10 protein-coding genes are annotated in these 13392 nt (G+C 35.2%); 7 read left to right on the forward strand and 3 right to left on the reverse strand.

What is annotated here, in order from left to right; genetic code table 11:
- Positions 1 to 87: 87 nt before the first annotated feature.
- The 5 genes from dinB to ACQV2Q_RS01590 all read left to right on the forward strand — a co-directional run bounded on the left by dinB (position 88) and on the right by ACQV2Q_RS01590 (position 4016).
- Positions 88 to 1206, forward strand: a complete 1119-nt coding sequence (gene dinB / locus ACQV2Q_RS01570) for a DNA polymerase IV (RefSeq protein ID WP_428873798.1) — start codon at positions 88 to 90, stop codon at positions 1204 to 1206.
- Positions 1207 to 1278: 72 nt separating this feature from the next.
- Complete coding sequence (locus tag ACQV2Q_RS01575) at positions 1279 to 1422, forward strand: hypothetical protein (RefSeq protein ID WP_428881720.1); 144 nt, start codon at positions 1279 to 1281, stop codon at positions 1420 to 1422.
- Between the two features lie 109 nt (positions 1423 to 1531).
- On the forward strand, positions 1532 to 1684 hold the full coding sequence (locus ACQV2Q_RS01580; RefSeq protein WP_428881761.1) for a hypothetical protein: 153 nt from the start codon (positions 1532 to 1534) through the stop codon (positions 1682 to 1684).
- A 17-nt stretch (positions 1685 to 1701) separates the two neighbouring features.
- Positions 1702 to 3036 carry a DRTGG domain-containing protein gene (locus ACQV2Q_RS01585; protein WP_428873796.1) on the forward strand — a complete coding sequence of 445 codons (1335 nt, stop codon included), beginning with the start codon at positions 1702 to 1704 and terminating at the stop codon, positions 3034 to 3036.
- Positions 3036 to 4016, forward strand: a complete 981-nt coding sequence (locus tag ACQV2Q_RS01590; RefSeq protein ID WP_428873795.1) for a DHH family phosphoesterase — start codon at positions 3036 to 3038, stop codon at positions 4014 to 4016. The genes ACQV2Q_RS01585 and ACQV2Q_RS01590 overlap by 1 nt, the downstream gene beginning before the upstream one ends.
- Positions 4017 to 4484: 468 nt before the next feature.
- Here the strand turns inward: ACQV2Q_RS01590 and zwf are convergent, their stop codons facing one another.
- Positions 4485 to 5927: a glucose-6-phosphate dehydrogenase gene (zwf, locus tag ACQV2Q_RS01595; protein ID WP_428874687.1), complete on the reverse strand. Its 1443-nt coding sequence runs from the start codon at positions 5925 to 5927 to the stop codon at positions 4485 to 4487.
- Positions 5928 to 6083: 156 nt separating this feature from the next.
- On the opposite strand from zwf, the gene ACQV2Q_RS01600 reads away from it, so the two are divergent.
- Positions 6084 to 7427, forward strand: a complete 1344-nt coding sequence (locus ACQV2Q_RS01600) for a DEAD/DEAH box helicase (RefSeq protein ID WP_428873793.1) — start codon at positions 6084 to 6086, stop codon at positions 7425 to 7427.
- 12 nt (positions 7428 to 7439) lie between these two features.
- On the opposite strand, the gene ACQV2Q_RS01605 is transcribed toward ACQV2Q_RS01600, so the two are convergent.
- Together ACQV2Q_RS01605 and ACQV2Q_RS01610 are read right to left on the reverse strand one after the other, a co-directional pair.
- Positions 7440 to 8318, reverse strand: coding sequence for a DUF1189 family protein (locus ACQV2Q_RS01605; protein WP_428873792.1), 879 nt, complete (start codon positions 8316 to 8318; stop codon positions 7440 to 7442).
- A gap of 94 nt (positions 8319 to 8412) precedes the next feature.
- On the reverse strand, positions 8413 to 11067 hold the full coding sequence (locus tag ACQV2Q_RS01610) for a YfhO family protein (RefSeq protein ID WP_428875811.1): 2655 nt from the start codon (positions 11065 to 11067) through the stop codon (positions 8413 to 8415).
- Positions 11068 to 11239: 172 nt separating this feature from the next.
- On the opposite strand from ACQV2Q_RS01610, the gene ACQV2Q_RS01615 reads away from it, so the two are divergent.
- A complete protein-coding gene (locus tag ACQV2Q_RS01615) occupies positions 11240 to 13363 on the forward strand; it encodes a peptidoglycan D,D-transpeptidase FtsI family protein (protein ID WP_428881721.1) in 2124 nt (707 codons plus the stop codon).
- Positions 13364 to 13392 lie beyond the last annotated feature (29 nt).

Genomic DNA, 13392 nt, shown 5'->3' on the forward strand with positions numbered 1-13392 from the left:
TATTACTTATTAATAAATGTTTTTTCACTTATTCTATCTAGCTTTATAGTATTATTATTAGGATATGAAGCCTTTAGGAGGCTAAATATGAGATATGGCTTACTTACTTTCGATGATCCTAAACCGGATACAAGTCGCAAAATATTACATGTGGATATGGATGCCTTTTATGCTTCCATTGAAATTCGTGATAATCCGTCCTTAAGCAATCAACCTGTAGTTATTGCTAAACATCCAAAATTAACTAATGGACGGGGGATTGTGACCACTTGTAATTACATAGCGCGTCAATACGGTATTCATTCTGCAATGTCTTCTTTGGAAGCTTATAAGCGCTGTCCTCAAGCTGTTTTTATCAAAGGCAATATGGCTTATTACCGCTCGGTTTCGCAAGAAATTCGCAAAATTTTTTATCAATACACTGACCAAGTGGAGCCTCTATCCCTAGATGAAGCCTATTTGGATGTATCGAAAAATCATATAAAGGAAGAATCAGCTTTAAAAATCGCTCGTCTTATCCAGGCTCAAATTTATGAAGAAATTCATCTAAGTTGTTCAGTAGGAGTTTCTTATAATAAATTTATTGCTAAATTGGCTTCAGATTTTCATAAACCGAATGGTATTACCTTGGTTTCTCCGGATGAAGCCATACCTTTTCTTCATGCGCTCCCAATTAAAGATTTCTATGGGGTAGGCGCTAAGTCTTTAAGTATTTTTGAAAGCCATAACATTAAAACTGGCTCAGACCTAGCAAAGTTTTCACTCGAAGAATTAATTGCTAAATTTGGAAAAATGGGACACTCACTTTATTTTAAGGTTCGAGGTATTCACAATGTGCCTGTCAGTCAAAATCGGCAAAGAAAATCGATGGGAACTGAACAAACCTTTCAAACTTTCCTTTTAGATGAGGAGGTTATTAAGGAAAAAGTACGCCAACTAGTAGTGAAAATATCGCAAGATCTAAATGCTAAAGATTTATATTGTCAAACGCTCACTCTTAAGATACGTTACAGTAATTTTGAAACAGTGACCAGGCAAGACAGCTTTGCCTATCCAACTAATGATCGTTATCAATTAATGAATAAAGCTATAGAATTGTGGGAAGATCACGGTGAGGCAAATAGAGAGATTCGTTTATTAGGAATATCAGTATCCAAGTTATTAGACCCTCAAAGTGAACCCTTACCCATTCAATTAGATATTTAATAGAAGGATATAAAATGGAAGGGTTTCTTCAACTGAACCCATCTTTCAGTCGGGTATAGTCGGCATAGGAACATGTTTATGTACTGTATTTGCTGCATCTTTTGTTTTTTAGTAAAGAAAGTAGACAATAAATTACTAGCCATGATGCAGGGATTAGCAGGTGAAATTAAGGTGGCAGCTTCTTTCTGGTTACTTTTAGCTCCTGCTTTAGAATAACTTGCCAGTGTTGGTTTTAAAATTCCTGAACGGTTTCCAGCAGCAGTTGGCTTTTTAGTTGGTGGTGTCTTCTTACGCTTAATGGATCAGTTTGTTTCGCACTTGCATTATGCTGAAGACTATGATTTTCGTTCGAGTGGAAGAATTAATTCCAGAATCACAAACAGAAGGCAATACAGACTTAGCAACCATGAGTTTTATGGTAGGTTTTGTGATTAAAATGATTTTAGATGTGGCTTTAAGATATATTATTAATAAATAAGATTTTGAGGTGATTCTTTGGGAACTAAGCATGAACGCATTATCCAATACATTCAATCCTTGCCTATAGGAAACAAAATTTCTGTCAGAGGCATAGCTAAGCAATTGCAAGTGAGTGAGGGAACTGCTTATCGTGCTATCAAAGATGCTGAAGAAAAGGGACTTGTTTCGACTATTGAACGGGTAGGGACTATACGTATTGAACAGAAAAATCACTTATCAGTCGGCCATTTAACCTTTGGTGATATAATCCCTCTAATTGATGGCGAGGTCTTAGGGGGGGAAAAAGGACTGGATAAACCCCTGACCAAATTCATTATTGGAGCGATGACCTTGCAAGCTATGGAGCGATATTTTGAAAGTCAGACCCTGATTATTGTTGGTAATCGGTCTGAAGTTCACCGACACTCTCTAAAGAATGGTATCGCTGTATTAATAACAGGTGGCTTTAAAACAGACCACGATATTATAAGACTAGCAAACCAAGAAGAGCTACCCATTATAACGACTAGTTATGATACTTATACTGTTGCCTCATTAATCAATCAATCAATCAACGAGCAAATGATTAAGCAAGAAATTGTAACAGTTGAAGAAGTCTATACTCCTATTGAAAGAACGGTATCATTGGAGCCTTCAGATACTATTGAGAATTTTAAGAAGAAATCGAGTGAAACTGGTTTATCAAGATTCCCAGTGGTGACCAATAAGCGTTTAGTAGGAGTCGTAACTGCTAATGATTTAATGGGAAGAGGTAACAGTGTTTCAATTGAACGGGCGATGAGTAAAAATGTCATTACTGTTAAGCCGCATATGAGTTTAGCATCTGTTTCATATAAGATGATTTGGGAAGATATTGAAATGATTCCCGTTGTTGCTGACAACTTGCAACTTTTGGGTGTCGTTTCTCGCCAAGATGTTATGAAGGCCTTACAAAATATTCAACAGCAACCACAAACAGCTAATACCTTCGAACACGATCTGTTAAAACACTTGGTTGAAGTTAACCGTAATGATTTTAAAAATCGTTATGATTATCAGTTTGAGGTCCAACCCCAGATGGTTAATACTTTGGGGACTTTATCCTATGGAGGGCTTTGCGAGTTGATTGCCCAAGTTGCAATTATCAAGGTAAAGGATTTAACAGGTCATAATAATATTCTTGAATCACTTAATCTTAATTATTTCACATTTATTCAATTAGGAAACTTGATTGAATTTCAAGTTGAAATTTCTAACTACAATCGACGTTCGGCAATTTCTCAAGTGAAAGTTTTTGTTGAAAATATTCTGGTCGCTCAAGCAACAGTTGGTTCACAAATGGTAAATAAAAGACAGAAGGAGTCTAACTAATGACAGTTAAGCAAAGCTTAATCGAAAAGTTAATAAGTCTAATTGATCAATATGATCGTATTATTATTCATCGACACATCAATCCAGATCCAGATGCGATTGGTTCACAATTAGGGCTGAAGGCCACAATCAAACATAATTTTCCAGATAAGACTGTCCTAGCTGCTGGCAAGATGGGCAAGGGAATTGAGTGGTTGGGCCGTATGGATAATGTTGACAGACAGGATTATGAAGATGCTTTGGTAATTATTTTAGATACACCAGTTTTTGAACGGATTGACGGAAATGATCACATTCAAAATAATACTTTAATCAAAATAGATCATCATCTGGTAGTTGAGCACTTTGCTGACTTGGAAATTGTTGAAATTCTAAGTTCTTCAACTGCAGAACTCATTACTAAAATGATCATGCATTCTCAAGGTCAATTGACCCTTTCACCACAAGCTGCTACATTCCTATATGCGGGCATTGTCGGTGATACAGGACGGTTCCTCCATTCAAATACCACTCAAGCAACCTTTGAGGCGGTAGCTTATTTGATGGCTCATCAAGCTGAAAATACTCAAATTAACCGCAAGATGAATGAGTTATCACTCAATGAATTGAATTTCCAATCATTTGCCATTGATCAAATTGAATTGTATGAAAAGGGAGTAGCAACAATGACCTTGAAACAAGCAGATTTAATTCAAAGAGGAATGACGGTTGATGGAACCAATGCGGTTACCAATTTACCAGGACGTTTAAAAGAAGTATTAACATGGGTTATTTTTATTGAAAAAGAAGACTCACATGGAGAGTATCGTGCACGTATTCGCTCAAAAGGCCCAAATATTCATCAAGTAGCGATCCAGTTTAATGGCGGTGGTCATGAAATGGCTTCGGGAGCCAATGTTTATGATGACGAAGAGAAAAAAGAGCTAATTGATCAAATGATTAAAGTTAATGCTCAGTTTTTAAAAGATCAAAACATTTAATAATCTAATCGATAAAAAGTTCTTTCCCTTTATCGTGGCATTGCACCCCATAAATGGGACAGAATAAAAAACACCTTTATTAGGCTGCTTGTTGACGTTTTAATTTGATTTTGAGTGGATCTATCTCGCTAAGTTCTTCTAATCCTTTGCCATAAGTCTATTGTTTACCTCCAGCTTGATTGAAGCGCTAGGTTTGACCTTAACGATCCCAAGGCCAGCAAGTTTTTACTTGAGACGTGTTCTTAATGTTTCATTCATCTATTATTTGTTTATTAGTCCGGCCTTCATTTTTCATTTCAATACATTTCGATTTTGTTTCTGCAGAGTAAGCTAGGTGATTAACCCTAATCAAACACCTCCATTAAATTCATTTCACACGAATTCAACGGAGGTGTTTTTATGTTTGCCTCACTATTTGGGGGCAGTGCCTAGTACAGGTTAAAGTGAAAGGATCTTTATTTTGTTTTGTTATTCATTAAACCATGAGCGATTGTCCTTTTCGATCAGATAGTCACCTGCTTCTGGTCCGTTAGACTGGGCAGGGTAGAAAGCCAAATCGGGATCTTTTTCTTCTTGCCATAGAGCATGAATGGAATCGATAAATTGCCAAGCATACTTGACTTCTAGGTAGTGAGCGAAATTACTCAGGTCGCCGTTCATACAGTCAAAAAGTAATTTTTCGTAGTCACCTGGTATAACCTTGGTAAGTTCTCGTGGAAGATGATAGCATAAATTGAGCTCTTTAATTTCGTTACGATGGGTAGAATCAGACTGGGATAAGCACAAACGAATGCCAGCATGAGGAGCTAATTCAATTTGTAAATAGTTAGCTGGAACATTTTCAGCTTGCTTCTTATAGATTATTTTAATATCGGTCTGTTTATTATTAAGATGCTTACCTGAGCGCAAATAGATGGGGGTGTTTGCCCATTTATCTTGCTCAATGGCTATTTTTAAAGCCATATAGGTTTCGGTTGTCGAGTCACTGGCAACGTCTTTTTCTTGACGGTAAGCTACGTGACTTTGGTCTTCACTTTGTATGTATTGCCCACGTACCACATGTTTTTTTAAAACTTCTAAGTCAGCATAGTGTTTCAATTGTTTCAATCGATCAATTTTTTTCTGCCTTAAAGCCTCATTACTCCTATTAGCAGGTAGGTCCATAGTGATCAAGGTTAATAATTGCAGGGCATGATTTTGGATCATATCGCGACTGACCCCACTAGTTTCATAATAGGCTCCACGATCTTCGACTCCAATTTCTTCATCTAAAGTGATTTGAATGTGGTCGATATTGGCTGGATCCCATAGGAATTGGCTGAGAAAGTTGTTCATCCGAATGGGTAGAATTTGATTGACAATACTCTTACCTAGATAATGATCAATTCGATAAATTTGATTTTCATCAAAGGACTGAGTTAACTGAGTCTGTAATTCTTCAGCTGTTTTTTCATCATATCCAAAAGGTTTTTCAATAATTAGTCGATTATATCCCTGGTCAGTGAGTAAGCCTTGATTTTTTAATTGACTGGTAATAACTGGGAATAACTTAGGAGATAAAGAAATATAAAAAATCTGATTTCCTTGAGTTTGATATTTTTCTGAGAGAGAAAGAGATAGCTTTTTAAGTTGGTTATACTGTCGACTTTCCTTTACATCATTAGCTTGATAATAAAAATGCGAGAGAAAATCTTCAATGTTCTCATTCGCTTGTTTAGCTTGTGAAAGACTTTCTTTAACCACTTGACGAAAGAATTCATCGTCCCATGCTCGTCTAGCGGTCCCAATTATTGCAAAATGGTCAGCTAAAAAGCCTTTATTATATAATTGATAAAGGGCAGGGTATAATTTACGGTGGGCTAAGTCACCACTAGCCCCAAAAATAGTCATAATTAAGCGATATTCTTTCATCTTTATGATGCCTCCATTTTTACATAGTTTTTATTATATCAAATTAGATCTTGGATTCAAGATTAAGAATCCGTCATATTTTATCAGATAGCTTTATGGTATACTTTTTTACGAATGACGTTATTATAAGCAAAAGAATATATAGAGGAGAAATATATGAATTTTAATGAATTAAATATAAAAGCATTTATTAAGCAAGCACTGGATAGAATATCATTTAAAAAGTTGACCCCGGTGCAAGAAGAAGTGATCCCTCTTGCCTTAAAAGGCGAGAGCCTTATTGTAAAGTCTCAAACTGGGTCAGGAAAAACACATGCCTTTCTTATTCCGTTATTGGAGCAATTAGATCCTAGCGATCAAAAAGTTCAAGCAGTTATTACAGCTCCTAGTCGTGAATTAGCCAATCAAATTTATGAATTTGCGACGGAATTAGTAGGTGATCAAAGTGAGAGTATCAGAATTTCACGTTTTATAGGTGGAACGGATAAGGAAAGACAGATAGATAAATTAGCCAACCAACAACCGCATCTAGTAATTGGAACGCCAGGGCGAATTTTTGATCTGATGCAAGCCAATGCTTTATGGGTACAAACAGCTAAGACGATGGTTGTGGACGAAGCGGATATGACTTTTGATTTGGGTTTTTTATCAATTGTCGATGAAATTGCTTCTAGAATGGCAGAGAATCTGCAAATGATGGTTTTTTCTGCTACGATTCCTCAGCAGGTAGCAGTGTTCTTAAATAAATACATGACCGGACCCAAAGAGATTACGATTAAACCGAAGCAAGTGCTAACTGACCAAGTGGAAAATTACTTAATTGATATCAAAGGGATCAAACGAGAGGAAATGGTCTATAATCTATTAACAATGGGTCAGCCCTATTTAGCAATTGTTTTTTGTAATACTAGAAATTATGCCGATGACTTAAGTGAATTTTTAAAAAGCAAGGGCTTAAAGATAGCCACCATTCATGGTGGCATGCAACCAAGAGAAAGAAATCGTTTAATGAAACAAATTCGAAATCTAGAGTTTCAATATGTGGTGGCTTCTGATCTTGCGGCCAGAGGAATTGATATTCCAGGTATTTCGCACGTTATTAATACCGAATTGCCAAAGGACTTAGAATTCTTTGTCCATCGTGTCGGTCGAACAGCGCGAAATGACTTAACCGGCACAGCCTATACCTTTATGGGGCCTGACGATGAAGCGGCTATTGAGAGCTTAGAAGCCAAGGGTATTAAATTTACTGAAGTCAAATATAGTAAGGGTGAGTTAAAAGAAGTTGATCATCGGAGTCGACGCTCCGTTCGCAAAAATACACAAGAAAAAACACAAGATCCTAAGGTAAAACAATTAATTAATCGCGCTAAGAAGACTAAAGTCAAGCCGGGCTATAAAAATAAACTGAAGCAAGAAATAAAAGAGCATAAACGCTCAGTTGGCCGACGTAAAAATAAATTGAGAGCTAGACAAGAACGAAAAAATAAGACAAATTAAGGGACTCCTGAATTAGGAGTCCTTTTTGTCTTCATCTGTTTTAATATCTTCTTCTTTGATAATGTTGATATCCATATGAGATAACAATTGATGCATGAAGAGAGTATGTTGTTTAAAAGTATGGTAGATAATAAAGAGTGTTAGGCCCACAAAGAGATAGAAAGGAACATAAAAGCCTGACCATAATAATTTAATGATTTCTATCATTAAGATTGGCACAAAAGAACAAACCATAACTAACTTCATTCGCACCATAAAAGGTAAAGGAAAGTTTAAACGCATGTTCAAGATACCGGTTAATAAAGAGGTAATAACTAGAAAATAAAAGTGAGCGAAGACCGCGGCTATCCAAGTCATTATTATAGTAAAGAAGAGTTGAGTTAAACTAAATTGACTAGCATAAGTCAAAACGGCCGCTAGATTTTCTTTATTAGTGACCATATCATGATTAAAGGCAAAAACCTGACCATTTTCGGGTGTATAGACCAGTATTTGGTTTTTAACTAGTAACAAGTTGAAGGTGCTCGTCAATTGAGGGTCTCTATTATCTACTGACTTTAAAATTAAACCTTCTCCTTCAGAAAGATTGGTCAACTGATCGTCTATAATTAATTGAAATTGTCGTGATTCATAATATAGAGCTTTCTCGCCTTCATTAAGCTGGAGTTCACCCGCATTAATGTGGAAATCAGGTAGATAATTAATGCTTTCATTAATATCTGTTTGAATGGATCGCAGTGTTGGAAAAAGGGCTTTTCCAAAATTCAAAGCCATTAAAATGGTGATAATTAAAGGAAGGACTAATACTTGCTTCCATTTGACATTGAGGCTCTCGATATAAAAGCGTGGATTATTCAAGCCATTTTTAAGGATAAAAAATAATTTTTTCAAATAAAACATCCTTTATTCTATAATTTAATAGAGCTATCTTATCCAACTATTCAGCATTATGCAAGTTGGACGCCTATATTTATTATAACATGAATTATTTATTTTTATGGCGAAATTTGTTTTGATCTACTATTAATAAAGCAATAGCTAGAAAGCTAACCAAGCCACCATAATAGATAGAGTCGGGGAAATAAGTCATCTTAATTGTATGTTTACCTTTGGTCATTGGAATAGCCATTAAAGTATCATTTAAAACTGGAAGGGCTTCTACAGACTGATTGTCCACTTTAACATGCCAATAAGGATCATAAGGCAATGTCATCAGCAAATATCCTTCTTCTTGCTCAATATTAATTTGGCCTTCCAAAGTATTTTCTTCAAAAGAAGTAATTTTTAGAGACTTGTTTTTTCTTTTTGTGATTAACTGCTGATAGTTTTTAAGGTTGAATTCATAGAGATTTATAAGGTTGGCTTTAAAAGTGTTTTTCTTTAACTTAACTCTAAGTGAATGTTCTTTACCTGATTTTTTAAAAGCCGCATCCATAATTTGGCGGCTGTTAGTAGGCGAATAAAACTCATAAGGCTTACTATCTAGTATAAGTTCAACTCTGTTGTTAGAAAAATGATTGGGAAAAGTAAAATAAAAGGGATTGTTTGATTCAGTATCAAAGGATAGGGCAAAAGAAGCATCCCTTTTGGGATTTTCTTTTTTATAGGTATAGAAGTCCCCATCTCCTTTATTGGTCACATTCAGATTTAGATAATCAATTTTTTTGAATTTTTTTTGTTCAAAGAATTGTAGCTTTTCACCGTCAAAGTTCAGCAAGTCTAATAAGATTTCTTGATTTTCAATGGGCTTATATTTTTTAAACTTAGCTTTTATAACCACAGGAGATACTTCCATTCCTAGTCCCAAAACATTCGGATTTTTATAGTAGACATAGCGCTTTTCTTTTTTGAGTTTTTGATGCGCTCGAATATCAAAATCGCTGACTTCTCGATATAAAGCGTAACTTTCAACCGTGGCATACATATTTGTATTGGAGGTGATATCGATGAGGTAGCGAATATTCAAAAAATCATCGGTAAACAGGGTCCCACTGGTGTAATAAATGGAATTACTAGTGTGTGGAATTCCCAAATAACCATACAGTTGGCTAGTAGAAGCCTCTAAGGTTGATCCAAAATGATTGACGCTAGGATAATTAGCGAAAAAGGATTCATTTTTTGTTCGATTAAAGGTCTTATGGATGCGATAGAATTCATTTTCTTTAGGTTGAACAGGGGCAATCATCTCATCCAATAAGGCAATATAATCTTTAAATCGAGAAGGTTGCACATAATGATCATTAGATGACAAAATGAAGTAACCGTTTAGAGTCATATCTCCACATGTTAGAAGGAGTATTAGGAAAAGCAAACCCTTATTGGGCTTGCGATTAAGATAGAAAATAAAACTAATTAAGAGCATGAAGATGAGGCTATAAAAGATTTTTGCATCACTTAAAAAGCTATAATTATCATTCAAAAAATAAAATAAACAAAAGACTGTTAAAGAAAAAACTATGGTGAGTATTTGATAGAGTCTGATCTTATGAACGTATTTATAAGAGCGAATCGCTAAAATTAATAAAAAGAATGAAACTAAGAATGAAAAACGAGAAGGATACCAAATCGGAAATTGACCAAGGTGCCATGCCTTATCTAAATTAGTGAAAGTAAAGGAGGCAAAGTAAAAGACTAATAACATAAAGCTGATTAGTTTTTCTTTCATTCTTATCTTAGCTGAGAGAAAGTATAAGATAAGAAGAACTACCACAGTCATGCCCACATAAAAATTGGCTGAACCGTTGGATAACTGATTAAAATTAAAAGCACCGATAAAGTTTTTGGCCAGTAAATCCATCAAGGAGTGTTCACTTGAACAATCAAAAATAAAATCGAAGGATCCTTTCTTATGAGCATTTTTGCTGCTCAGAGTTGAAATAAAAGTAGGGAGTAAAAAGAGTCCTGACAATCCGGTTGAAAGCAGTGAATATTTTATAAAAGAAAAGTATTGCGAAAAAACTTTTTTGATTGAAAGGTGTTTCTCATCTTCGAAAATGACAAAAAGACTATAACCCATTAAAAAGATCGAAATCATATAAGCTATGTAATAATGACTGATCATTGCAATCGCTAAACTAAAAACATAAAGAAGCGGTTTGTTCTCTTTGAGTAGATAATCTAGACCTAGTGCAATTAGTGGTAACCAGAATAATCCATCTAACCACATGATATTCAGTTGATAGGCCATGGTATAAGACATGAAGGTATAGGCTTGACTAAAAGCTATATTCATGACTGGCTGGATGGTGTATTTTTTTTCAACAAAATAATAAAAACTGGCCGAAATGGCTAGCAGTTTTATGAGGGTTAAAAATAGAATGGCGAAATCTAAATTTTCAGTTTTAAAAAATAGTAAAATCAGATTAAAGGGACTCATTAAATAATACGCCCATAAGCCAATCATCTCACCACCAATTCCTTTTTCAAAAGAATAAAGGAAGAGTCTAGGATTTTCTGTGAGTGCTCGTTGATACAAACTGAAAAAATCGATGTATTGCTGGCTTAAATCAACGGTGAGCAGGGTACGTTCTTGTTGATCTCCTATGGGAATAAATTTCATCAAATAGGCTAACATACTTGCTATTAAGAAGCTAATAAATATATTCACTAAAATAAAATATTTTCTACTTTTAATTTTCACGAAAAAACTCCTTTTTCTTGAAACATTGCTTATCTATCTTAGCAAAAAATAGTGATAAAATCACAAAATAATAAATGTTAATTTATGACTTAACGGATAAAGTTTCAACTTGAGGTATAGTTTGCTATAATAACTTAGACTTTAGAAATAGATTACAGAAAGTATGATGAAGATGCCTAAAAAATTAAATAAAAATAAAAAAAAGAAGCGTTCACATATACCTAGGCGATTAAATCTTTTATTTTTTACAGCCTTTTTAGCTTTTACAGCCCTTTTTATTCGTCTGGGCTATTTGCAACTATATAAAGGAGAAAGTCTTACTAAAATGGTTCAACGAACCGAATCAACCATTTCAACGGGGGCTGTGCCTCGTGGAATGATCTATGATAGCCAAGGTGATGTGATTGTCGGTAATCAACCGGAACGAGCTATTCTCTTTACCAGAGATCGTGCCTCGAGGGTAGATAATGGAGATCTTATTAAAATTGCTACTCAGTTAGCCTCTTTAATTGAATTACCAACTCAAGGAGTTACCGAAAGAGATAAGAAAGATTATTTTATCGTAAATAATATCGACGAAATTCGTAAACGTTTAAATGATGAGGAACTGCTTTTATCAGGCAGTCAGGCTTATGAAGCCCAATTAGCCAAAGTTGAAGACGAAGATTTAGAATTTTCGGAAGCCGAATTAAAAATTATTGCCATCTATAAACGTATGGCAGCTGCTTACGAGTTATCGACCGTTACGATAAAAAATAAAAATGTTACCCAAGAAGAAATAGCTAGGGTGAGTGAAAACTTAAGAAACTTACCCGGCATTCAAATTGGGACTGATTGGCAAAGAGTTTATCCTAAAAAGGATATGCTCCGTTCTATCCTAGGACAAGTTTCGACTGAAGAGCGCGGTATTCCAAGAGAAGACGCTAAGGAATTATTGCTTAAAGGTTATGCTATGAATGATCGAATCGGAATTTCTTATTTAGAAAAGCAATATGAATCGATTTTAAAAGGTTCTAAATCAGTTTTTAATATTGTGACAGATGCTAAAGATGATATTCTAAAAAATGATAAAGTCTACGAAGGTTCAAAAGGAAACAATCTGGTATTAACTATCAATACAGATTTTCAAGCTAAGTTAGATGAGATTGTTGAAAGCAGTTTAGTTAATATGGGAGCCGAACAGGGATTAAATGATCGAGTTTATGTGGTAGCCTTAAATCCAAAAAATGGTGAAGTATTAGGCATTTCCGGTAAGAGATATGCTTATGATAAAAAAAATGATACCTATAATCGTGAGCAAATTGTTGATGACGCTTTAGGAGCCATTAACACATCCTACGGTATGGGGTCTAGTGTCAAGCCTGCCATGATCTCAATGGGTTATAAAGAAGGCGTTATTTCTTTAACAGATAATGTAATTGTTGATGAACCATTAAAATTCCAAGCTTCTCAAGAGAAAACATCCCTATTCAATCGAACAGGGCAAATTCCTATTGATGATATGATTGCATTGCAACGTTCTTCAAACATTTACATGATTAAGTTAGCCATGCGTATCGGTGGGCAATACAATTATGAAGAAGAGGGACGATTGAATATTAATCCTCGGACCATCGATATTTTGAGAAGGAACTTTGCTGAATTTGGCTTGGGAACTAAGACTGGTATCGACCTCCCCAATGAATCAACGGGATATACACCTGCTAGTAATATGTTAGTTTCAGCACTTGATTTATCGTATGGTCAATTCGACTTATACACACCGTTACAGATGGCTCAATATGTCTCTACAATAGCTAATAACGGCAAACGTTATTCACCTAGATTGGTTAAAGAAGTTCGCGGAACTGATAAAAACGGTCAATTAGGTGGGATTGTTACCACTATTCCACCAAAGTTAATGAATGTCATTCAAAATGAGCCTGCCCAAATGCAAAGAATTCAAGAAGGAATGCGAATGGTTTCCCATACCCAAGAAGGAACTGCTTCATTTTATTTGCAGGATTATCCTTTTCAAGTAGGGTCGAAAACGGGAACGACAGAAGCCTTCTATGCAGGACCTATTCAATATGCAAAAAATGATCCTGTTATAAATGGTACTTACATTGGTTATGCACCCTTTGATGATCCTGAGATAGCTATTAGCGTGATTGTCCCTTACCTTAACCAGTCTTCATACGGTGGTGAAGCCACTCGAATAGCACGGGACGTGTATAATGCTTACTTTGAATTGAAATCAGCCACTAGAGAGACTATTATTGATTATAAGAATAAGAAAAATTTAACTTCGCCTTAATTAGGGTTAAATTTTCAGAAAGATTTATT

It is taken from the genome of Facklamia sp. P12950 (assembly GCF_050409465.1).
Classification (GTDB): domain Bacteria; phylum Bacillota; class Bacilli; order Lactobacillales; family Aerococcaceae; genus Facklamia.